Annotated in this window: 20 protein-coding genes; 14 read left to right on the top strand and 6 right to left on the bottom strand. The window is 54.8% G+C overall.

Features of this window, described 5'->3' with window-relative positions; translation table 11 throughout:
- Nucleotides 1–116 precede the first annotated feature (116 nt).
- The 4 genes from clpX to bolA all read right to left on the bottom strand — a co-directional run bounded on the left by clpX (nucleotide 117) and on the right by bolA (nucleotide 4,347).
- On the bottom strand, nucleotides 117–1,391 hold the full coding sequence (clpX, locus tag AC27FC_RS09315; protein WP_023310570.1) for an ATP-dependent protease ATP-binding subunit ClpX: 1,275 nt from the start codon (nucleotides 1,389–1,391) through the stop codon (nucleotides 117–119).
- A 126-nt stretch (nucleotides 1,392–1,517) separates the two neighbouring features.
- A complete protein-coding gene (gene clpP / locus AC27FC_RS09320; protein ID WP_196354760.1) occupies nucleotides 1,518–2,141 on the bottom strand; it encodes an ATP-dependent Clp endopeptidase proteolytic subunit ClpP in 624 nt (207 codons plus the stop codon).
- A gap of 259 nt (nucleotides 2,142–2,400) precedes the next feature.
- Nucleotides 2,401–3,699 carry a trigger factor gene (gene tig / locus AC27FC_RS09325; protein WP_023310569.1) on the bottom strand — a complete coding sequence of 433 codons (1,299 nt, stop codon included), beginning with the start codon at nucleotides 3,697–3,699 and terminating at the stop codon, nucleotides 2,401–2,403.
- Between the two features lie 330 nt (nucleotides 3,700–4,029).
- Nucleotides 4,030–4,347: a transcriptional regulator BolA gene (gene bolA / locus AC27FC_RS09330; protein ID WP_021241655.1), complete on the bottom strand. Its 318-nt coding sequence runs from the start codon at nucleotides 4,345–4,347 to the stop codon at nucleotides 4,030–4,032.
- A 305-nt stretch (nucleotides 4,348–4,652) separates the two neighbouring features.
- Between bolA and AC27FC_RS09335 the strand changes: the two genes are divergently transcribed.
- The 8 genes from AC27FC_RS09335 (at nucleotide 4,653) to AC27FC_RS09370 (ending at nucleotide 13,525) form a co-directional block, all read left to right on the top strand.
- Complete coding sequence (locus AC27FC_RS09335) at nucleotides 4,653–5,231, top strand: lipoprotein (protein WP_023310568.1); 579 nt, start codon at nucleotides 4,653–4,655, stop codon at nucleotides 5,229–5,231.
- A 46-nt stretch (nucleotides 5,232–5,277) separates the two neighbouring features.
- The gene (ampG, locus tag AC27FC_RS09340) at nucleotides 5,278–6,753 is read left to right on the top strand and encodes a muropeptide MFS transporter AmpG (protein WP_033144772.1); all 1,476 of its coding nucleotides are present in this window, start codon (nucleotides 5,278–5,280) and stop codon (nucleotides 6,751–6,753) included.
- A 477-nt stretch (nucleotides 6,754–7,230) separates the two neighbouring features.
- Entirely contained in the window at nucleotides 7,231–8,178 is a 948-nt protein-coding gene (gene cyoA, locus AC27FC_RS09345; RefSeq protein ID WP_014882770.1) for a cytochrome o ubiquinol oxidase subunit II, read from the top strand.
- Nucleotides 8,179–8,194: 16 nt separating this feature from the next.
- Nucleotides 8,195–10,186, top strand: a complete 1,992-nt coding sequence (gene cyoB, locus AC27FC_RS09350) for a cytochrome o ubiquinol oxidase subunit I (protein WP_014168864.1) — start codon at nucleotides 8,195–8,197, stop codon at nucleotides 10,184–10,186.
- Nucleotides 10,176–10,790 (top strand): cytochrome o ubiquinol oxidase subunit III, encoded by a 615-nt coding sequence (locus tag AC27FC_RS09355; RefSeq protein ID WP_023334703.1) that lies wholly within the window; start codon nucleotides 10,176–10,178, stop codon nucleotides 10,788–10,790. Before cyoB ends, AC27FC_RS09355 begins: the two co-directional genes overlap by 11 nt.
- Nucleotides 10,790–11,116 carry a cytochrome o ubiquinol oxidase subunit IV gene (locus AC27FC_RS09360; protein ID WP_006176899.1) on the top strand — a complete coding sequence of 109 codons (327 nt, stop codon included), beginning with the start codon at nucleotides 10,790–10,792 and terminating at the stop codon, nucleotides 11,114–11,116. The genes AC27FC_RS09355 and AC27FC_RS09360 overlap by 1 nt, the downstream gene beginning before the upstream one ends.
- Before the next feature lie 11 nt (nucleotides 11,117–11,127).
- Nucleotides 11,128–12,015, top strand: coding sequence for a heme o synthase (gene cyoE, locus AC27FC_RS09365; RefSeq protein ID WP_013095848.1), 888 nt, complete (start codon nucleotides 11,128–11,130; stop codon nucleotides 12,013–12,015).
- A gap of 148 nt (nucleotides 12,016–12,163) precedes the next feature.
- Entirely contained in the window at nucleotides 12,164–13,525 is a 1,362-nt protein-coding gene (locus AC27FC_RS09370) for an MFS transporter (protein WP_064673451.1), read from the top strand.
- Between the two features lie 32 nt (nucleotides 13,526–13,557).
- Here the strand turns inward: AC27FC_RS09370 and AC27FC_RS09375 are convergent, their stop codons facing one another.
- Nucleotides 13,558–14,049 carry a YajQ family cyclic di-GMP-binding protein gene (locus tag AC27FC_RS09375; RefSeq protein ID WP_033144770.1) on the bottom strand — a complete coding sequence of 164 codons (492 nt, stop codon included), beginning with the start codon at nucleotides 14,047–14,049 and terminating at the stop codon, nucleotides 13,558–13,560.
- Nucleotides 14,050–14,170: 121 nt separating this feature from the next.
- On the opposite strand from AC27FC_RS09375, the gene panE reads away from it, so the two are divergent.
- Both panE and yajL read left to right on the top strand, forming a co-directional pair.
- Nucleotides 14,171–15,082, top strand: a complete 912-nt coding sequence (gene panE / locus AC27FC_RS09380) for a 2-dehydropantoate 2-reductase (protein ID WP_045887930.1) — start codon at nucleotides 14,171–14,173, stop codon at nucleotides 15,080–15,082.
- Nucleotides 15,045–15,635, top strand: a complete 591-nt coding sequence (gene yajL, locus AC27FC_RS09385; protein WP_033144768.1) for a protein deglycase YajL — start codon at nucleotides 15,045–15,047, stop codon at nucleotides 15,633–15,635. Before panE ends, yajL begins: the two co-directional genes overlap by 38 nt.
- 68 nt (nucleotides 15,636–15,703) lie before the next feature.
- Here yajL and thiI read toward each other — a convergent pair whose 3' ends face one another.
- On the bottom strand, nucleotides 15,704–17,152 hold the full coding sequence (gene thiI, locus AC27FC_RS09390; RefSeq protein WP_048978945.1) for a tRNA uracil 4-sulfurtransferase ThiI: 1,449 nt from the start codon (nucleotides 17,150–17,152) through the stop codon (nucleotides 15,704–15,706).
- A gap of 191 nt (nucleotides 17,153–17,343) precedes the next feature.
- Between thiI and xseB the strand changes: the two genes are divergently transcribed.
- From xseB to AC27FC_RS09410, 4 genes are all read left to right on the top strand, one after another.
- Complete coding sequence (xseB, locus tag AC27FC_RS09395; RefSeq protein WP_008503331.1) at nucleotides 17,344–17,586, top strand: exodeoxyribonuclease VII small subunit; 243 nt, start codon at nucleotides 17,344–17,346, stop codon at nucleotides 17,584–17,586.
- Entirely contained in the window at nucleotides 17,587–18,486 is a 900-nt protein-coding gene (gene ispA, locus AC27FC_RS09400) for a (2E,6E)-farnesyl diphosphate synthase (RefSeq protein WP_008503332.1), read from the top strand.
- Nucleotides 18,487–18,510: 24 nt separating this feature from the next.
- Entirely contained in the window at nucleotides 18,511–20,373 is a 1,863-nt protein-coding gene (dxs, locus tag AC27FC_RS09405) for a 1-deoxy-D-xylulose-5-phosphate synthase (protein WP_033144766.1), read from the top strand.
- Between the two features lie 63 nt (nucleotides 20,374–20,436).
- Nucleotides 20,437–21,411 carry an aldo/keto reductase gene (locus AC27FC_RS09410; RefSeq protein WP_196354762.1) on the top strand — a complete coding sequence of 325 codons (975 nt, stop codon included), beginning with the start codon at nucleotides 20,437–20,439 and terminating at the stop codon, nucleotides 21,409–21,411.
- The last annotated feature ends 85 nt before the right edge of the window (nucleotides 21,412–21,496 follow it).

Below are 21,496 nucleotides of genomic sequence, written 5' to 3' on the forward strand. Positions count from 1 at the left end.
AACATGTATCCAGTATATGGGGATGTTTCCCACACATTCAACGCTATGAATACGGAAAAAGTAAAGGGGAGATAAAATCCCCCCTTTTTGATTAACTGCTTGTATGATTTGGTTAATTATTCGCCAGATGCCTGCTGCGCTTCCGGTTTGCCGTAAATCAGCAGCGGCTTGGTTTGACCGCTAATGACGGACTCGTCAATCACCACTTTCTCAACGTCTTCCATCGACGGCAGATCGTACATGGTGTCGAGCAGTGCCGCTTCAACAATTGAACGCAGACCACGCGCACCGGTTTTACGGACCATCGCTTTCTTGGCAATAGCATCCAGCGCTTCGTCGCGGAATTCCAGATCAACGCCTTCCAGATTGAACAGCGCCTGATACTGCTTGGTCAGCGCATTTTTCGGCTCTTTCAGGATCTGGATCAGCGCGTCTTCGCTCAGCTCATTCAGCGTTGCCACAACCGGCAGACGGCCGATGAATTCAGGGATCAGACCGAATTTGATCAGATCTTCCGGTTCAACCTGAGACAGCAGTTCGCCTTCGTTTGGTTTTTCGGATGTCGATTTCACCGTGGCGCCAAAACCAATGCCGGAGCCGGTTTCAACACGGTGGGAGATGACTTTGTCCAGACCAGCAAACGCGCCACCACAGATGAACAGGATCTTGGAGGTATCAACCTGCAGGAACTCCTGCTGCGGATGTTTACGACCACCCTGTGGCGGAACGGCAGCAACCGTACCTTCAATCAGCTTCAGCAGTGCCTGCTGTACGCCTTCACCCGATACGTCACGGGTAATGGACGGGTTGTCAGATTTACGGGAGATCTTGTCGATCTCATCGATGTAAACAATCCCGCGCTGGGCTTTCTGTACGTCGTAATCGCACTTCTGCAGCAGTTTCTGAATGATGTTTTCGACGTCCTCACCCACATAACCGGCCTCGGTCAGGGTGGTGGCATCCGCCATCGTGAACGGAACATCAAGCAGGCGCGCCAGGGTTTCAGCCAGCAGCGTTTTACCGGAACCGGTTGGGCCGATCAGCAGAATGTTACTTTTACCCAGTTCTACGCCATTGCTGGTGTCGCCGTTACGCAGACGTTTGTAGTGGTTATAGACCGCTACCGCCAGCACTTTCTTGGCCTGCTCCTGTCCGATGACGTAGTCGTCAAGGTGATGACGAATTTCATGCGGCGTTGGCAGCGCGCTGCGCTCACGGTGCGGTGCGACTTCTTTAATCTCTTCGCGAATGATGTCGTTACATAAATCGACACATTCGTCGCAGATATACACGGACGGCCCGGCAATCAGTTTACGCACTTCATGCTGGCTTTTGCCGCAAAAAGAGCAGTACAGCAGTTTGCCCGAACCATCTTTGCGTTTATCTGTCATGAGTCCAAACCTCTTTTTAAGTTCTTTGTGCCGCACATGACGACGCAAATGCCATTCTAAGACGCAAGCTGCAATCAGCAGCGTGCCGCCCTACCTTAGTATAGCGGCACACTCGCGTCGCGGGCATCAATTACGATGGGTCAACACGGAGTCGACTAAGCCGTACTCAACTGCCTCTGGAGCAGAGAGGAAGCGATCGCGCTCGGTATCGTGCTCGATCTGCTCGAGTGGTTGACCCGTATGCTGCGCCATAAGTTCATTCATGCGCGCTTTTACTTTCAGAATTTCGCGGGCGTGGATTTCGATATCCGTCGCCTGCCCCTGGTAACCGCCCAGCGGCTGGTGAATCATCACGCGGGAATTTGGCAAGCAGAAACGCTTACCTTTCGCCCCTGCTGTTAACAGGAACGCGCCCATTGATGCAGCCTGACCCATACAGATAGTGCTTACATCAGGCTTGATGAATTGCATGGTGTCATAAATGGACATTCCTGCTGTAATCACGCCACCCGGGGAGTTAATGTACAGGTAAATGTCTTTTTCCGGGTTTTCCGCTTCCAGAAACAGCATCTGCGCCACTATCAGGTTAGCCATGTGGTCTTCCACCTGGCCGGTCAAAAAGATAACGCGTTCCTTGAGCAGACGGGAATAGATATCAAAAGAACGCTCACCACGTGAGGTCTGTTCAATAACCATTGGCACCAGAGCCATATGGGGTGCAAAGTTATCTCGTTCGCCACTGTATGACATTTCCGTCTCCTGGATCAAAATTGAAAACACCTGCTGTACTGATTGTAACCTTACGGACGGATTATCAGCCAGTCTCATTCATCATGATTACGTACTTATGGGGTTCACAGTGCCCTATTTCAAGCATAACAACCTTTTGTTGTTACGCTAACACCGAAAGGGCGTTTTAGCACTCTTCCTGGGCTATCGCTGCGATAAAAAAAACCCGCTGCCGCAAGGCAACGGGTTTTCTGTTCAAACTTTAAACCGTTGGGCGAAATTACGCCTGCTGGTTCATCAGTTCGTTGAAAGAGGTCGCTTTTTCGGTCACTTTCGCTTTCGCCAGTACCGCTTCAACAGCCTGCTCTTCCAGGGCAACGTTGCGCATGTTGTCCATCAGCTCTTTGTTCTTACCGTAGAACTCGATCACTTCTGATGGATCTTCGTATGCAGAAGCCATCTCTTCGATCAGGCCTTTCACACGCTCTTCGTCAGCTTTCAGCTCGTGGGTACGAATTACTTCGCCCAGCAGCAGGCCAACAACAACGCGGCGTTTCGCTTGCTCTTCGAACAGCTCGCGTGGCAGTTCCATCGCTTGCTGCTGGTTGCCACCGAAACGCTGTGCAGCCTGACGGCGCAGAACGTCGATTTCGCTGTCGATCAGGGCAGCTGGAACGTCGATTTCGTTGGCTTTCACCAGACCTTCGATCGCCTGAGATTTCACACGGTTACGTACAGCGCCGTTCAGTTCGCGTTCCATGTTCTTACGTACTTCGGTACGCAGACCCGCTACGGAACCATCTTCCACGCCGAAACGCTTGATGAATTCTTCAGTCAGTTCTGGCAGTTCGCGCTCTTCAACTTTTTTCAGGTTGATAGCGAACTTCGCTGCTTTCCCTTTCAGGTTTTCAGCGTGGTATTCTTCCGGGAAGGTCACGTCGATGGTGAACTCTTCGCCAGCCTTGTGGCCTTTGATACCGTCTTCGAAGCCTGGGATCATACGACCCTGGCCCATCGCCAGTACGAAGTCAGACGCTTTACCGCCTTCGAACTCTTCGCCGTCTACAGAACCGGTGAAGTCGATGGTGACACGGTCTTCAGCGTCAACAGCGCCTTCTTTCTCTTTCCAGTTCGCCTGCTGTTTGCGCAGGGTATCCAGCATGCCGTCAACGTCTTCGTCAGTCACGGAAACAACTGGTTTTTCAACTTCGATAGATTCTAGACCTTTCAGCTCAACTTCCGGGTACACTTCGAACTCAACGGAGTAGGTGAAGTCTTCGCCCAGTTTGTATTCGCCTGGAACGTAGTTCGGCGCGCCGGCCGGATTGATTTTTTCTTTGATGATCGCATCAATAAAGTTACGGCTCATCAGTTCACCCAGCACATCCTGACGCACGGAAGCGCCATAACGCTGAGCAACAACATTCATTGGTACTTTGCCCTTGCGGAAGCCGTCAATACGTACTTTTTTTGCTACGTTGACCAGCTCGCTTTTCACAGCAGTTTCGATGCTGTCAGCAGCGATAGTAATCGTTACACGGCGGCCAAGGCCTTGAGTGGTTTCAACTGAAACTTGCATCTTGTTACCTCAAAAAAATCACAGTGCTCGGTCAACTCTGAATCTGTCTGTTATACCGGGATGCTCTCTTAGTGCAGATTCACATTCCCTGTCGCCAGAATCATCCCGAAGACATTCAATAAGACGCGGCATTATAGCGGCATCACTTAGGTGAGTCGAGAACGGTTGGGGCATGTTGCTGCGGCTTTTTTCACACTTTAAGGCTATTTTTAGCCTTAAAATCGCACCATCCGCTCAAAACTCAGACAAAACAAAACGGCCCGGAGGCCGTTTTGAGGAAATCTGTAAGCAACATACTGGAAAAGCTCCAGCCGTTGCAAATCCGATTTATCAGGCGATAGTGCCTGCACCGCGACAGGGCGGCGATGCGAAAACCGTATCCTGCAGGCCTTCCCATTCCTTAATGGTGTAGGTATGCAGTGCCAGCGCATGCACGGTCGTGGAGAGTTCTTCCGTCAAGGTGCTGTAGATCAAGCGATGTCGATTCAGGAAACGTTCTCCCGTGAAGCGATCGCTAACCAGAACCACTTTAAAGTGGCTTTCAGAACCTGCCGGCACGTTATGACGATAGCTTTCGTCGACGACTTCGAGGAACACAGGGTTGAACGCTGCCCTTAATTTATCTTCTATATGCTCACGTATCATCATGAAATTACTCCTCCGACAACGCCAGGATGTCACCCATCCCTTTAAATGTTAGCCGCTTTTACCGTTTCCATTACACCTTGACAACAAATATTTAGCTTTCGTCTGATTTTCTCATTCAAACGAATGAAGTTCACTGTGAGACTCATACGTTTTGTCATACACGGATTGGGAAAAACGGTGAACTGGTCAGTTTTCGGACAAGGCGATGAATTTACATGCGTTGACCACTTCCCCTCGCCGTTGGCGATGTTATGATGGCGGCAATTTTTCTCTTTATATGCTTACGATTCGTTGAGAACCCGAAAATGTTAAAAAAACTCTTCTTTCCGTTGGTAGCCCTTTTTATGCTGGCAGGCTGTGCTACCCCGCCTACCACCATTGATGTCTCACCAAAAATCACTCTGCCTCAGCAGGACCCAAGCCTGATGGGCGTCACCGTGAGCATTAACGGTGCCGATCAGCGTCAGGATCAGGCGCTGGCTAAAGTGACCCGCGATAACCAGCAGGTTACTCTCACCGCCTCCCGCGACCTGCGCTTCCTGCTCCAGGAAGTGCTGGAGAAACAGATGACCGCTCGCGGCTATATGATTGGCCCAAGCGGCGCGGTTGATCTGCAGATCATCGTGAATAACCTGTACGCTGACGTGTCTCAGGGCAACGTGCGCTACAACATTGCGACCAAAGCGGATATCGCCATCATTGCCACCGCGAAGAATGGCAACAAGATGACTAAAAACTACCGCGCCAGCTACTCTGTTGAAGGTGCCTTCCAGGCTTCTAACCAGAACATTGCTAACGCCGTGAACAGCGTGCTGACCGATACCATCGCCGATATGGCGCAGGACACCAGCATTCACGACTTCATCAAGCAGAACGCGCGTTAATCCCGCTCTCTGACCCGGTGTATCACCGGGTCAGTTTTATAAGAACATGTCCAGCCATTACTTACGCATTTTCCAGCAACCGAAATCAGCGATCCTGCTGATCCTCGGCTTCGCCTCGGGTTTACCCCTCGCACTCACTTCCGGCACGCTTCAGGCGTGGATGACGGTTGAGAACATCGATCTTAAAACCATCGGTTTCTTCTCGCTTGTCGGCCAGGCCTATGTCTTTAAGTTCCTGTGGTCTCCGGTCATGGATCGCTACACGCCGCCTTTCCTCGGACGTCGACGCGGCTGGCTAGTGATGACGCAGATCCTGCTGCTGCTGGCCATTGCGGCGATGGGTTTTCTTGAACCCACCACCCAGCTTCGCTGGATGGCCGCGCTTGCGGTAGTGATTGCCTTCTGCTCCGCCTCTCAGGATATCGTGTTCGACGCCTGGAAGACGGACGTGCTACCTGCGGAAGAGCGCGGCGCCGGCGCGGCAATCAGCGTGCTGGGCTATCGCCTCGGGATGCTGGTCTCCGGCGGGCTGGCACTGTGGCTCGCCGACCGTTACCTAGGCTGGCAGGGCATGTACTGGCTGATGGCCGCCCTGCTGATCCCCTGCATTATCGCGACGCTGTTCGCGCCCGAACCGAGTGACGTCATCCCGGTTCCCCGCTCGCTGGAGCAGGCCGTCGCCGAACCGCTCCGTGACTTCTTTGGCCGCAACAACGCCTGGCTGATCCTGCTGCTCATCGTCCTTTATAAGCTGGGCGATGCCTTTGCCATGAGTTTGACCACCACCTTCCTGATCCGGGGCGTCGGTTTTGACGCCGGTGAAGTGGGTGTGGTGAATAAAACGCTGGGGCTGTTTGCGACGATTGTCGGCGCGCTTTATGGCGGCGTGCTGATGCAGCGCCTGACACTGTTTCGCGCGCTGCTGATTTTCGGCATCCTTCAGGGCGCCTCTAACGCAGGCTACTGGCTGCTGTCGATTACCGACAAACATACGATCAGCATGGCCGCGGCGGTGTTCTTCGAAAACCTCTGCGGCGGCATGGGAACCGCGGCGTTTGTTGCCCTGCTGATGACCCTGTGCAATAAGTCGTTTTCCGCTACCCAGTTCGCTCTGCTCTCTGCGCTTTCCGCAGTTGGCCGCGTGTACGTTGGCCCGATTGCCGGCTGGTTCGTGGAAGCCCACGGCTGGCCAACATTTTATCTCTTCTCGGTCGTGGCTGCCGTGCCGGGGATTTTATTGCTGCTGGTCTGCCGTCAGACGCTGGAATATACCCAGCGGACAGAACATTTTATGCCGCGCACCGAATATCGCCGCGCCTACCGTTTTGCGCTGCGTCTGTTAATGGCGGGTTGCATTGCTCTGGCGCTCTGGCTTGTGGTGCTTATTATCAATGCCAGCACCTCTCTGGTACTCCCTTTCGAAGCCCTTCTGCTGGACGCAGGCGCCCTGCTGGCTATCGCCGGGATCCTGACCGGAGGTCTGCTTGATTTCATGGCGTTGCGTAAAACGCAGATGACCTGAAGAAAAATGCGAAAGGTTATTTCCCGTTGTAATCACTAACCGAAATTATAACGGCGAAATAGCCGCCAGGCGCAAAAAAAATATTTGTTGTTTTGTGCGGGATAAGATTTGGAAATTATTGGCTCCCATTCCAAAACGCTATTTTTCATTAAACGATTCAGCATACGAGAGTTTGATTTTTCGTTTTTCAGATGTCTTTTTATTGATAATTAATTGTTAATTTTTTGTTTATTTTCAACAATGGTTATACCAATTGCCCCTTTTAGGGTATGCTTGGGGGTCCTTTCGTTATAAAGCCCATGCCATGCGGCTTCGGTCATAAAAACCGACATAATTTGCAACACTTGTGACACGTGCGGCAGAACCCGGTAACACCTTCCTGACACAGGCCTAATGATGTTTACAGTAATGTAACCTTCCCGTAAAATGCCCGCACACTTTAAACGCCACCAGACTCCGTGGAATTGAGGTCGTTAAATGAGACTCGGGAAATACAATAAAAGTTTGGGATGGTTGTCATTATTCGCGGGCACTGTATTACTCAGTGGCTGCGATTCTGCACTACTAGACCCCAAAGGACAGATTGGACTGGAACAACGTTCACTGATATTGACGGCTTTTGGCCTGATGTTGATTGTGGTTATTCCTGCCATTTTGATGGCTGTTGGTTTCGCCTGGAAGTATCGTGCGAGCAATAAAGATGCGAAGTATAGCCCTAACTGGTCACACTCCAATAAAGTGGAAGCTGTGGTCTGGACGGTACCTATTCTGATCATCCTGTTCCTTGCCGTACTGACCTGGAAAACCACTCACGCACTTGAGCCAAGCAAACCGCTGGTTCACGATGAGAAACCTATTACCATTGAAGTGGTCTCCATGGACTGGAAATGGTTCTTCATCTATCCAGAGCAGGGTATTGCTACCGTGAATGAAATCGCCTTCCCGGCGAACACTCCGGTTCAGTTCAAAGTGACCTCCAACTCCGTAATGAACTCCTTCTTCATCCCACGTCTGGGTAGCCAGATTTACGCGATGGCCGGTATGCAGACCAACCTGCACCTGATCGCGAATGAAGCAGGCACCTATGATGGTATCTCCGCCAGCTATAGCGGCCCGGGCTTCTCAGGTATGAAGTTCAAAGCTATTGCGACGCCAGACCGTGCCGCTTTCGACCAGTGGGTTGAAAAAGCGAAGCAGTCTCCAAACACCATGTCTGACATGGCGGCGTTCGAAAAAGTGGCTGCACCAAGCGAATACAACAAGGTGGAGTACTTCTCTAATGTGAAACCTGATTTGTTCAAAGACGTTATTGGCAAATTTATGGATCACGGCAAGAGCATGGACATGACCCAGCCTGAAGGCGAGCACAGCGCGCACGAAGGTATGGAAGGCATGGACATGAGCCACGCGGAAACCGCTCACTAAGGGGCCGAGGAAGAAAATGTTCGGAAAATTGACACTGGATGCAGTGCCCTACCATGAACCGATTATCGTGGTTACGGTGGCTGCAATTATCATTGGTGGCGCGGCCTTACTGGCCCTGATCACTTACTTCGGTAAGTGGAGCTACCTGTGGAACGAGTGGCTGACTTCGGTTGACCACAAAAAACTCGGTATCATGTACTGCATCGTCGGTATCGTCATGTTAATTCGTGGCTTTGCGGATGCGATCATGATGCGTAGCCAGCAGGCACTCGCTTCTGCGGGTGAAGCCGGCTTCCTGCCACCGCACCACTACGATCAGATCTTTACCGCCCACGGCGTTATCATGATCTTCTTCGTGGCGATGCCGCTGGTTATCGGTCTGATGAACGTTGTCGTTCCGCTGCAAATCGGCGCGCGCGACGTGGCGTTCCCGTTCCTGAACAACCTGAGCTTCTGGTTCACTGTTGTCGGCGTTATCCTGGTTAACCTGTCACTGGGTGTGGGCGAATTCGCGCAGACCGGCTGGCTGGCTTACCCGCCGCTGTCAGGAATTGAGTACAGTCCGGGCGTTGGCGTCGACTACTGGATTTGGGCGCTTCAGCTCTCCGGTGTCGGTACTACCCTGACCGGTATCAACTTCTTCGTGACCATTATCAAGATGCGTGCCCCTGGCATGACCATGTTCAAGATGCCGGTATTTACCTGGGCATCTCTGTGCGCCAACATCCTGATTATTGCCTCCTTCCCAATTCTGACCGTTACCATCGCGCTGCTGACCCTGGACCGCTACCTGGGCACCCATTTCTTCACGAATGATATGGGTGGCAACATGATGATGTACATCAACCTGATTTGGGCCTGGGGTCACCCGGAAGTGTACATTCTGGTTCTGCCTGTGTTCGGTGTGTTCTCCGAAATCGCGGCAACCTTCTCGCGTAAACGTCTGTTTGGTTACACTTCTCTGGTGTGGGCAACCGTGTGTATTACCGTTCTGTCGTTCATCGTTTGGCTGCACCACTTCTTCACCATGGGTGCGGGCGCGAACGTAAACGCCTTCTTCGGTATTACCACCATGATTATCGCCATCCCTACCGGGGTGAAGATCTTCAACTGGCTGTTCACCATGTATCAGGGCCGTATCGTGTTCCACTCAGCGATGCTGTGGACCATCGGCTTCATCGTGACCTTCTCCGTAGGTGGGATGACCGGCGTACTGCTGGCGGTACCAGGTGCTGACTTCGTTCTGCACAACAGCCTGTTCCTGATTGCGCACTTCCATAACGTTATCATCGGTGGCGTGGTCTTCGGCTGCTTCGCTGGCGTAACCTACTGGTGGCCAAAAGCGTTCGGCTTCACGCTGAACGAAAAATGGGGTAAACGCGCTTTCTGGTTCTGGATCATCGGCTTCTTCGTAGCATTTATGCCGCTGTACGTGCTGGGCTTCATGGGTATGACCCGTCGTCTGAGCCAGCAGATCGATCCGCAGTTCCACCCAATGCTGATGGTTGCAGCGGGCGGTGCGGTGCTGATTGCCTGCGGTATCGCGTCTCAGCTGATTCAGTTCTACGTGTCTATTCGCGACCGCGACCAGAACCGTGACCTGACCGGTGACCCATGGGGTGGCCGTACGCTGGAGTGGGCGACCTCTTCTCCACCTCCTTTCTATAACTTTGCCATCGTGCCGCAGGTTCATGAACGCGACGCATTCTGGGAAATGAAAGAAAAAGGTGAAGCGTACAAGCAACCTGCTCATTACGAAGAAATCCACATGCCGAAAAACAGCGGTGCGGGCATTGTGATTGCCGCCTTCGCAACGGTATTTGGTTTCGCAATGATCTGGCACATCTGGTGGATGGCGATTGTTGGCTTCGCCGGCATCGTAATCAGCTGGATTGTGAAGAGCTTTGACGAGGACGTGGACTACTACGTACCAGTCCGTGAAGTTGAGAAGCTGGAAAATCAGCATTTCGACGAGATTTCTAAAGCGGGGCTGAAAAATGGCAACTGATACTCTGGCGCACTCAACTGCCCACGCGCATGAACATGCGCACCACGATACAGGACCGACCAAAGTCTTCGGTTTCTGGATCTACCTGATGAGCGACTGCATTCTGTTCTGCTGTCTGTTCGCGACCTACGCCGTTCTGGTGAACGGCACGGCGGGCGGCCCGGCTGGCAAGGACATCTTTGAACTGCCGTTCGTTCTGGTTGAAACCGCACTGCTGTTATTCAGCTCCATCACTTACGGCATGGCGGCTATCGCCATGTACAAAAACAACAAGAGCCAGGTTGTGTCCTGGCTGGCGTTGACCTGGCTGTTTGGTGCTGGATTTATCGGGATGGAAATCTATGAATTCCATCACCTGATTCTGGAAGGTTTCGGTCCGGATCGCAGTGGCTTCCTGTCAGCGTTCTTCGCGCTGGTCGGTACCCACGGTCTGCACGTGACCTCTGGTCTGATCTGGATGGCGGTACTGATGTTCCAGGTATCCCGTCGCGGCCTGACCAGCACTAACCGTACCCGTATCATGTGCCTGAGCCTGTTCTGGCACTTCCTGGACGTGGTGTGGATCTGTGTGTTCTCTGTTGTATATCTGATGGGGGCGATGTAATGAGTCATTCAAACGATCATGGCGCTTCCCACGGTAGCGTAAAAACCTACATGACAGGTTTCATCCTGTCGATCATCCTGACGGTGATCCCGTTCTGGATGGTGATGAGCGGTTCTGCGTCTAAGCCGGTTATTCTGGGTGCAATCCTGGTGACCGCGGTGATTCAGATTCTGGTGCATCTGGTTTGCTTCCTGCACATGAACACCAAGTCCGATGAAGGCTGGAATATGACCGCCTTTATCTTTACCGTGATTATCATCGCTATCCTGGTAGTCGGTTCCATCTGGATTATGTGGAACCTCAACTACAACATGATGGTTCACTAAGAGCGGCGAGTATGTTTAAGCAATACCTGCAAGTAACGAAACCAGGCATCATCTTTGGCAACCTGATCTCCGTGATCGGAGGGTTCCTGCTGGCCTCTAAGGGCAGCATTGATTACACCCTCTTTATCTACACGCTGGTCGGTGTGTCACTGGTTGTTGCGTCCGGTTGTGTATTTAACAACTACATCGACATGGATATCGACAAGAAGATGGAAAGGACCAAAAATCGGGTGCTGGTGAAAGGCCTGATCGCCCCTTCCGTCTCGCTGGTGTACGCCACCTTGCTGGGTATTGCTGGCTTTATGCTGCTGTGGTTTGGTGCTAACCCGCTGGCCTGCTGGCTGGGGGTGATGGGGTTCGTGGTGTATGTGGGCGTCTACAGCCTGTATATGAAACGCCACTCCGTCTACGGCACGCTGATTGGTTCTCTCTCCGGCGCTGCGCCGCCGGTGATTGGCTACTGCGCGGTCACGAACGAGTTCGACAGCGGTGCGCTGATCCTGCTGGCTATCTTTAGCCTGTGGCAGATGCCGCACTCCTATGCCATCGCGATTTTCCGCTTTAAGGATTATCAGGCAGCGAACATCCCGGTTCTGCCGGTCGTGAAAGGCATTTCTGTTGCCAAGAACCACATCACGCTGTACATCATCGCCTTTGCCGTGGCAACGCTGATGCTCTCTCTGGGTGGTTACGCTGGGTATAAATATCTGGCGGTAGCGGCTGCGGTGAGCGTCTGGTGGCTCGGTATGGCGCTGCGCGGTTACAAAGTGGAAGATGACAAAGTCTGGGCGCGCAAGCTGTTTGTGTTCTCGATTGTGGCCATCACCTCGCTGTCCGTGATGATGTCCGTGGACTTCATGGTGCCAGATTCACACAACCTGCTGACTTACGTCTGGTAAGCCAAACAGGTCAATAAAAGGGTGCTTCGGCACCCTTTTTTATTCACTGAATCTACTAATAACGCATGTAATATTTGTTAAATAACCCTTTATTTACCCCGCCCCTTCCCCGCACTACACTATGGCCTGCTTTTGAACTGAGGTGGTAATGAACGATTATAAAATGACGCCAGGCGAGCTACGCGCGACCTGGGGCTTAGGGACTGTCTTCTCGCTACGGATGCTTGGCATGTTTATGGTCCTGCCTGTTCTGACCACGTACGGTATGGCGCTGCAGGGGGCCAGCGAGGCGCTGATTGGACTCGCGATCGGCATCTACGGTCTGGCGCAGGCGGTTTTCCAGATCCCGTTTGGCCTGCTCTCTGATCGGGTGGGCCGAAAGCCGCTGATCGTCGGCGGGCTGCTGGTCTTTGTGCTCGGAAGCGTGATTGCCGCCCTCTCCCACTCCATCTGGGGGATTATTCTCGGCCGCGCCCTGCAGGGTTCCGGCGCGATTGCCGCAGCGGTGATGGCGCTGCTGTCAGACTTAACCCGTGAGCAGAACCGTACCAAAGCAATGGCGTTCATCGGCGTGAGCTTTGGCGTGACCTTTGCGATTGCGATGGTGCTGGGCCCCATCATTACGCACACGCTGGGTCTGCACGCCCTGTTCTGGATGATTGCCGTACTGGCGACCATCGGTATTGCCTTAACCCTGTGGGTCGTGCCGGACAGCAAAAACCACGTTCTGAACCGCGAATCAGGGATGGTAAAAGGCTGCTTCAGCAAAGTGATTGTCGAGCCGCGCCTGCTGAAGCTCAATTTTGGCATTATGTGCCTGCATATCCTGCTGATGTCGACCTTTGTCGCCCTGCCCGGCCAGCTTGCCGCAGCGGGTTTCCCGGCGGCTGAGCACTGGAAAATCTATCTGGTCACGATGCTGATTTCGTTTGTCTCCGTCGTGCCGTTCATCATCTACGCCGAAGTGAAGCGCAAAATGAAGCGCGTCTTCGTGGGCTGCGTGGCGGTCCTGCTGATTGCCGAAATTGTGCTCTGGGGTGCCGGCCCGCACTTCTGGGAGCTGATTGCAGGCGTGCAGCTTTTCTTCCTGGCCTTTAACCTGATGGAAGCGCTGCTGCCGTCGCTGATCAGCAAAGAGTCCCCCGCCGGTTACAAAGGCACGGCGATGGGCATCTACTCCACCAGCCAGTTTCTCGGCGTGGCGATCGGCGGCTCGCTCGGCGGCTGGGTGGACGGCCTGTTTGATTCACAAACCGTGTTTCTCGCAGGTGCGCTATTGGCGACAGTCTGGCTGCTGGTCGCCAGCACCATGAAAGAGCCGCGCTACGTGAGCAGCCTGCGCGTGGAAATCCCGGATGATGTTGAGATTAGCGATACGCTGAAACAGCGTCTGGAAGCCAAAGAGGGTGTAACAGAGGTGCTCATTGTCCCGGAAGAGCGCAGCGCTTACGTCAAAATAGACAGTAAAATGACCAACCGCTTCGAGGTCGAGCAGGCGCTCAAAGCGTGAAAAAAAGCCCGGTTAAACCGGGCTTTTTTATATCAATCGCGGAAGTTTTTAAACTGGAACGGTTGCCCCAGATCGCCGCCGCGCACCAGCGCCATTACGGACTGGAGGTCATCGCGGGACTTACCGGTCACGCGAATTTCTTCGCCCTGGATCTGCGCCTGCACCTTCAGCTTGCTGTCTTTAATAAGCTTAACGATCTTCTTCTGCACCGCGCTCTCGATGCCCTGCTTCAGCCTGGCTTCAACAAACCAGTTTTTACCGCTGTGCACAAACTCTTCCGGCACGTCCAGAGACGTCCCTTCGATGCCGCGCTTTAACAGCTTGGCGCGCAGAATGTCGAGCAGCTGATTCACCTGGAAATCAGACTCGCTCAGCACCTTAATAGTCTTATTTGCGTCGTTCAGCTCAAACGACGCCTCAACGCCACGAAAATCGAAACGTGACTCAACTTCGCGGGTTGCGTTCTCAACGCCGTTGCGAACTTCCTGGATATCAACTTCGGAAACAATATCGAAAGATGGCATCTTTTCTTCTCCCTTCACTTTTGTTGCGTTGCATAATACCCGCTACGAGGCATAACTCAACAGAAGCTTAGCTGTATAATTAAGCTGTAACACCTGGCGCAGTTGCAGGTGAGGAGGAACAATGAAAATTACGGTGCTCGGATGCGGAGCGCTTGGTCAGCTGTGGCTGACCGCGCTGTGCAAGCACGGACATGAGGTTCAGGGCTGGCTGCGCGTGCCCCAGCCCTATTGCAGTGTAAACCTGATAGGTGAAGACGGAAGCATCTTTAACGAATCCCTCACCGCGAACGATCCTGATTTCCTGGCGCAAAGCGATCTTTTACTGGTGACGCTCAAAGCGTGGCAGGTCTCAGACGCGGTAAAGACACTGGCCGCGCAGCTCCCCCCCACTTCGCCCATACTGCTGCTGCATAACGGCATGGGGACCCTTGATGAGCTGAAAAGCGTCCCGCAGCCCCTGCTGATGGCGACGACCACGCACGCTGCCCGTCGCGACGGCAACATCATCGTGCATGTCGCCAGCGGCGTGACGCACATCGGGCCCGCCAGAACTCAGGATGGAGATTACAGCTATCTTGCCGATGTGCTGCAGAAGGTGCTGCCGGACGTCGCCTGGCACAACAACATCCGCCCTCAGCTGTGGCGCAAGCTGGCGGTAAATTGCGTAATCAACCCGCTGACGGCGCTGTGGAACTGCCCGAACGGGGAGCTGAAAAATCATCCGCAGGACGTTGCGATTTTGTGTGCGGAAGTCGCGGCGGTCGTTGAGCGGGAAGGCCTGCATACCTCGGCCGACGATTTGCGCTGTTATGTCGAGCAGGTCATTGAGAGCACGGCAGAAAACATCTCCTCGATGCTGCAGGATGTTCGGGCTTTACGCCACACGGAGATCGACTACATTACCGGCTATCTGCTAAAACGCGCCCGCGCGCACGGCATTTCCGTGCCGGAAAACGCCCGTCTGTATGACCTGGTTAAACGTAAGGAGAGTGAATATGAGCGCGTCAGCACTGATCTGCCTCGCCCCTGGTAGCGAAGAGATGGAAGCGGTCACCACCATTGATTTGATGGTGCGCGGCGGCATTAAGGTCACCACCGCCAGCGTCGCCAGCGACGGTAATCTGGCAATCACCTGCTCGCGCGGGGTGAAAATCCTTGCGGATGCCCCCCTCGTTCAGGTGGCTGACGGCGATTACGACATCATCGTGCTGCCCGGCGGCTTAAAAGGCGCGGAATGTTTTCGCGATAGCCCGCTGCTGGTCGAGACCGTGCGTCAGTTTCATTTATCCGGCCGCATCGTCGCGGCAATCTGTGCCGCAGCAGGAACGGTTCTGGTTCCGCACGATATCTTCCCCATCGGCAACATGACCGGCTTCCCGGGGCTGAAGGATACGATCCCGGAAGAGCACTGGGTGGATAAACGCGTCGTCTGGGATCCGCGCGTCAACTTGCTGACCAGCCAGGGGCCAGGCACCGCGATTGATTTTGGCTTAAAGATTATTGACCTGCTGGTCGGGCGCGAGAAAGCGTACGAAGTGGCGTCGTCGCTGGTGATGCCGGCGGGGATTTATAATTATTACGAATAGGTGTTCTCCCTCTCCCTGTGGGAGAGGGCCGGGGGTGAGGGCTTCAGGCCGCACTCCCCGGCAATGAACTACGGGCGATACACCTTCACGTTCGCAAAGCCCTGCTCGCGCAGATACAGCGCCTGCAGGCGACTCATCACCCCGCGCTCACACCACAGCAGATACGTTTTGCTCTGGTCGAGATCGCCAAACTTGGTGCTCAGCTTATAGAACGGCAGAGAAACCACGTCGACGCCTTCAACCTGCAGCGGCTTGTCATCCTGCTCGTCAATGGAGCGGATATCCAGAATCGCATCGTTAGCGCCGAAACCGCTCACGGTTTCAACTTCAACGACTTCCTGCTCGGTCTGCTGGGCAATCTCGCGGATGTCGATGTTGGAGGCTTCCTCCACCACTTTTTCCAGAATGCTGAAATCGAAGTTCTCTTCTTCCGCTTCGATCTTCGCCTTCACCGCTTTCACCGTTGGGCTTTTTGAGATCACGCCGCAGTATTCCGGCATGGTGCGGGCAAAATCTTCGGTACCGATTTCGCGCGCCAGATCGATGATGTGCTCTTTATCGTGGGAGATCAGCGGGCGCAGGATCAGCGTATCAGACACGTTGTCGATCAGACGCAGGTTGGTCAGCGTCTGGCTGGAGACCTGGCCCAGCGCTTCACCGGTGACCAGCGCCTGTACGCCATAGCGCTCGGCAACTTTGGACGCCGCACGCACCATCATGCGCTTCAGCACCACGCCCATTTGGCCGTCGTCCACTTTTTCGAGAATTTCGCCGACCACAGGTTCGAAGTTGATCGCCACGAAACGCACGCGGTGGGAGCTGCCGAAGCGGTTCCACAGGTAATGCGCGACCTGACGAACGCCGATTTCGTGCGCCGCGCCGCCCAGGTTAAAGAAGCAGTAGTGCACGCGGCAGCCGCGACGCATCAGCATATAGCTGGAAACGCCGGAGTCGAAGCCGCCGGAGATGAGGGACAATACGTCTTCCTGGGTGCCAATCGGGAAGCCGCCGATACCTTCATAGCGCCCTTTCACCAGCAGCAGGCGATCGTTTTCGATCTCCAGGTTCACGGTTACGTCCGGGTTGGTCAGACGAACGCGCGCCGTTTCAACGTGCTGGTTCAAACCGCCGCCGACGTAACGTTCCACTTCAATCGAGCTGAACTCGTGCTTGCCGCGACGCTTCACGCGCACGCAGAAGGTTTTGCCTTCGATCTGGTCGCGGTACTGGACCAGCGCTTTCTCGAAGATGTCGTGCATATCGCTGAACGGAACATCTTCCACTTCCAGGATATGGTGGATCCCCGGAATACGGGTCAGCGCGTCGCGAATATCCTGACGTTTGTTTTCGTCTTTGGCGCGCACTTCAACGTGGTCCCAGTGGCGCACCACGGCGAGGGTTTCGTCGTAGTGCTTTAATACGTTACGAATGTTCCCGGTGAGAATTTTAATAAAGCGCAAACGCACAGATTGGCTTTTGATGGTGATTTCAGGGAACAATTTAATGATAAACTTCATGGCGGCAATGTTTCTTAGGCAAGCGTATTAAGGCTTGTAATGGAAAAGAGTACAGCAGCCCACACCCGTGGCTGCATCCAGGCGCGCAAGTATACCACCATCGCGCCGCTCCTGTGCACATTGCGCGTTATTTGATAATTGCCCTGAGTCCGTTACCATGTCGGGGCTGAGAATATAAGAGTCAATTCACTATGCCGAAGAAGAACGACGCACCGGCCAGTTTCGAAACTGCGCTGAGTGAACTGGAGCAAATCGTTACCCGTCTTGAGAGCGGCGATCTCCCGCTGGAAGAGGCGCTCAACGAATTCGAGCGTGGCGTGCAGCTGGCGCGCCAGGGGCAGGTCAAACTGCAGCAGGCCGAGCAGCGCGTGCAGATCCTGCTTTCCGACAGCGAAGACGCGAAAACCACGCCTTTCACACCGGACGCCGAGTAAATGGATTTTGCCAACGAGCTTCAGGCGCGTGTCGTACGCGCCAACGACGCCCTGCGCCGTTTTATTGCGCCACAGCCTTTTCAGAACACTCCACTGGTTGAAGCCATGCACTATGGCGCACTCTTGGGTGGAAAACGCCTGCGCCCGTTCCTGGTGTACGCCACAGGCAATATGTTTGGCATCAGCGATAACACGCTGGACGCCCCGGCAGCCGCCGTGGAGTGTATCCACGCCTACTCGCTGATCCACGACGATCTCCCGGCCATGGACGACGACGATTTGCGTCGGGGTCAACCCACCTGCCATATCAAGTTTGGCGAGGCGAATGCCATTCTGGCGGGTGATGCCCTGCAAACGCTGGCGTTCTCGATTCTGAGCGACGCGCCGATGGCGGAAGTGGCCGACCGCGACCGCCTGGCGATGATCTCCGAACTGGCAATGGCCAGCGGCGTGGCCGGCATGTGCGGCGGACAGGCGCTGGATCTTGAAGCGGAAGGACGTCAGGTTAATCTGGAACAGCTGGAGCGTATTCATCGCCATAAAACCGGGGCGTTGATTCGTTCCGCCGTTCGCCTGGGCGCGCTGAGCGCGGGTGAACAAGGGCGCAAAGCCCTGCCGATTCTGGACAGATACGCAGAAAGTATCGGTCTGGCGTTCCAGGTTCAGGATGACATTCTGGATGTGGTGGGCGATACTGCAACATTGGGTAAACGTCAGGGTGCGGACCAGCAGCTTGGCAAAAGTACCTACCCCGCCCTGCTGGGTCTTGAGCAAGCCCAACGTAAAGCCCGGGATCTGATTGACGATGCCCGCCAGTCGCTAAATGAACTGGCCGCGCAATCGCTGGATACCTCGGCACTGGAAGCGCTAGCGGACTATATAATCCAGCGTGATAAATAAACTATATATCTCGATGAGCCTTTGATGAGTTTTGATATTGCCAAATACCCGACACTGGCGTTAGTTGACTCCACCCAGGAGTTACGTCTGTTGCCGAAAGAGAGCCTGCCGAAGCTGTGCGACGAGCTGCGTCGCTACCTGCTCGACAGCGTAAGCCGCTCCAGCGGCCATTTCGCCTCCGGGCTTGGCACGGTAGAGCTGACCGTGGCGCTGCACTACGTCTATAACACGCCGTTCGATCAGCTCATCTGGGACGTGGGACACCAGGCCTATCCGCACAAAATTCTGACCGGACGTCGCGATAAAATTGGCACCATTCGTCAGAAAGGCGGCCTGCACCCGTTCCCGTGGCGCGGTGAGAGCGAGTATGACGTGCTGAGCGTCGGCCACTCCTCCACCTCCATTTCTGCGGGCATCGGTATTGCCGTTGCCGCCGAGAAAGAGAACAAGCAGCGCCGCACCGTCTGCGTGATTGGCGACGGCGCCATTACCGCCGGTATGGCCTTCGAAGCCATGAACCACGCGGGCGATATCAAGCCGGACATGCTGGTTATCCTCAACGATAACGAAATGTCGATCTCCGAGAACGTCGGCGCGCTTAACAACCATCTGGCCCAGCTGCTCTCCGGCAAGCTTTACTCCTCGCTGCGCGAAGGCGGCAAGAAAGTCTTCTCCGGCGTACCGCCGATTAAAGAGCTGCTCAAGCGTACCGAAGAACACATCAAAGGCATGGTGGTGCCGGGCACCCTGTTTGAAGAGCTGGGCTTTAACTATATTGGCCCGGTTGACGGTCACGACGTGCTGGGACTGGTGACCACGCTCAAGAACATGCGCGACCTGAAAGGCCCGCAGTTCCTGCATATCATGACCAAAAAAGGGCGCGGTTACGAACCGGCGGAAAAAGATCCGATCACCTTCCACGCGGTACCGAAATTTGACCCGTCCAGCGGCTGTCTGCCAAAAAGCAGCGGCGGCATGCCGAGCTATTCCAAAATCTTCGGCGACTGGCTGTGCGAAACCGCAGCCAAAGACAACAAGCTGATGGCGATCACCCCGGCCATGCGTGAAGGCTCTGGCATGGTGGAGTTCTCCAGAAAATACCCTGACCAGTATTTTGACGTCGCCATTGCCGAGCAGCATGCGGTGACGTTTGCTGCGGGCCTGGCCATTGGCGGCTACAAGCCGGTTGTCGCGATCTATTCCACCTTCCTGCAGCGCGCCTACGATCAGGTGATCCACGACGTGGCGATTCAGAAGCTGCCGGTACTGTTTGCTATCGATCGTGCGGGCATCGTCGGTGCCGACGGCCAGACGCACCAGGGCGCGTTTGATCTGTCGTTCCTGCGCTGTATTCCGGATATGGTTGTCATGACGCCAAGCGACGAGAACGAATGTCGTCAGATGCTGTTTACCGGCTACCACTATCAGGATGGCCCAAGCGCCGTTCGCTACCCGCGCGGCAATGCGGTAGGCGTTGAGCTTCAGCCGCTGGAAAAACTGCCGATCGGTAAAGGTCTGGTTAAGCGTCGCGGTGAAAAAGTGGCGATCATGAACTTCGGCACGCTGATGCCCGAGGCCGCGAAAGCGGCTGAAGCGCTGAATGCCACCCTGGTGGACATGCGCTTTGTGAAGCCCCTCGATGAATCTCTGATCCTGAGTATGGCTGAGACCCACGACGTGCTGGTCACGCTGGAAGAAAACGCCATCATGGGCGGCGCGGGCAGCGGCGTGAATGAGGTGCTGATGGCGAACCGTAAAGCCGTGCCGGTGCTGAACCTCGGCCTGCCGGATCGCTTCATTCCGCAAGGTACTCAGGACGAAGCCCGTGCGGCGATAGGCCTGGACGCCGCCGGTATCGAAGCCAAAATCCGTACCTGGCTGGACTGACCCTTCCCCCTTTTCCGCTCCTGCTATGCTTAAACCTGGTGTTTAAACAGCAGGAGCGGAACCGTGCAATACACAACATTAGGAAAAACGGACCTTAAGGTTTCCCGACTTTGCCTGGGCTGCATGACCTTTGGCGAGCCCGATCGGGGAAACCACGCCTGGACGCTGCCGGAAGAGAGCAGCCGTCCGATTATCAAACGCGCCATCGAGGGCGGCATTAACTTCTTTGACACCGCCAACAGCTACTCAGACGGCAGCAGCGAGGAAATTGTCGGCCGCGCCCTGCGCGATTTTGCCCGCCGTGATGACGTCGTCGTCGCCACCAAGGTCTACTACCCGGTGGGCGATCTGGCTGAGGGCCTTTCTCGCGCGCAGATCCTGCGCTCCATTGATGACAGCCTCAGACGCCTGAACATGGATTACGTCGACCTGCTGCAAATTCACCGCTGGGATTACAACACGCCGATCGAGGAGACGCTTGAAGCGCTGAACGACGTGGTCAAAGCCGGTAAAGCACGCTACATCGGCGCGTCGTCTATGCACGCGTCGCAGTTTGCTCAGGCGCTGGATCTCCAGGCGCAGCACGGCTGGGCGCGCTTTGTCACCATGCAGGATCACTACAATCTGATTTATCGTGAAGAAGAACGCGAGATGCTGCCGCTATGCCATCAGGAAGGCGTGGCGGTGATCCCGTGGAGCCCGCTGGCGCGCGGTCGCCTGACCCGTCCGTGGGGTGAAACCACGGCTCGGCTGGTATCGGATGAAGTGGGAAAGAATCTCTATGGCGGTACAGAAGCCAGCGATGCGCTGATTGCCGAACGTTTAGCCGGAATCGCCGACGATACCGGTGCAACCCGCGCTCAGGTGGCGCTGGCGTGGCTGCTGGGCAAGCGCGGGGTCGCGGCACCGATTATTGGAACGTCGCGGGAAGAACAGCTTGATGAGCTGCTGAATGCGGTGGATATCACGCTGACGCCGGAGCAGATTGCCGAGCTGGAAACACCGTATCAGCCGCATCCGGTGGTGGGGTTTAAGTAAACACTTGCCGGGTGACGGCTCCGCCTTACCCGGCCTACGATCGCACCCTGTTTGTAGGCCGGGTAAGCGCAGCGCCACCCGGCAA

It is taken from the genome of Enterobacter sp. C3_dUdeg, from assembly GCF_057536195.1.

What these genes read in the sequence shown, in the direction of transcription:
- xseB (WP_008503331.1), top strand. Translation starts at nt 17,344, where the DNA reads ATGCCGAAGAAGAACGACGCACCGGCCAGTTTCGAAACTGCGCTGAGT.
- yajL (WP_033144768.1), top strand. Translation starts at nt 15,045, where the DNA reads ATGAGCGCGTCAGCACTGATCTGCCTCGCCCCTGGTAGCGAAGAGATG.
- cyoB (WP_014168864.1), top strand. Translation starts at nt 8,195, where the DNA reads ATGTTCGGAAAATTGACACTGGATGCAGTGCCCTACCATGAACCGATT.
- cyoA (WP_014882770.1), top strand. Translation starts at nt 7,231, where the DNA reads ATGAGACTCGGGAAATACAATAAAAGTTTGGGATGGTTGTCATTATTC.
- bolA (WP_021241655.1), bottom strand. Translation starts at nt 4,347, where the DNA reads ATGATGATACGTGAGCATATAGAAGATAAATTAAGGGCAGCGTTCAAC.
- tig (WP_023310569.1), bottom strand. Translation starts at nt 3,699, where the DNA reads ATGCAAGTTTCAGTTGAAACCACTCAAGGCCTTGGCCGCCGTGTAACG.
- panE (WP_045887930.1), top strand. Translation starts at nt 14,171, where the DNA reads ATGAAAATTACGGTGCTCGGATGCGGAGCGCTTGGTCAGCTGTGGCTG.
- ispA (WP_008503332.1), top strand. Translation starts at nt 17,587, where the DNA reads ATGGATTTTGCCAACGAGCTTCAGGCGCGTGTCGTACGCGCCAACGAC.
- clpX (WP_023310570.1), bottom strand. Translation starts at nt 1,391, where the DNA reads ATGACAGATAAACGCAAAGATGGTTCGGGCAAACTGCTGTACTGCTCT.
- AC27FC_RS09370 (WP_064673451.1), top strand. Translation starts at nt 12,164, where the DNA reads ATGAACGATTATAAAATGACGCCAGGCGAGCTACGCGCGACCTGGGGC.
- AC27FC_RS09335 (WP_023310568.1), top strand. Translation starts at nt 4,653, where the DNA reads ATGTTAAAAAAACTCTTCTTTCCGTTGGTAGCCCTTTTTATGCTGGCA.
- clpP (WP_196354760.1), bottom strand. Translation starts at nt 2,141, where the DNA reads ATGTCATACAGTGGCGAACGAGATAACTTTGCACCCCATATGGCTCTG.
- AC27FC_RS09375 (WP_033144770.1), bottom strand. Translation starts at nt 14,049, where the DNA reads ATGCCATCTTTCGATATTGTTTCCGAAGTTGATATCCAGGAAGTTCGC.
- AC27FC_RS09355 (WP_023334703.1), top strand. Translation starts at nt 10,176, where the DNA reads ATGGCAACTGATACTCTGGCGCACTCAACTGCCCACGCGCATGAACAT.
- dxs (WP_033144766.1), top strand. Translation starts at nt 18,511, where the DNA reads ATGAGTTTTGATATTGCCAAATACCCGACACTGGCGTTAGTTGACTCC.
- thiI (WP_048978945.1), bottom strand. Translation starts at nt 17,152, where the DNA reads ATGAAGTTTATCATTAAATTGTTCCCTGAAATCACCATCAAAAGCCAA.
- AC27FC_RS09360 (WP_006176899.1), top strand. Translation starts at nt 10,790, where the DNA reads ATGAGTCATTCAAACGATCATGGCGCTTCCCACGGTAGCGTAAAAACC.
- cyoE (WP_013095848.1), top strand. Translation starts at nt 11,128, where the DNA reads ATGTTTAAGCAATACCTGCAAGTAACGAAACCAGGCATCATCTTTGGC.
- ampG (WP_033144772.1), top strand. Translation starts at nt 5,278, where the DNA reads ATGTCCAGCCATTACTTACGCATTTTCCAGCAACCGAAATCAGCGATC.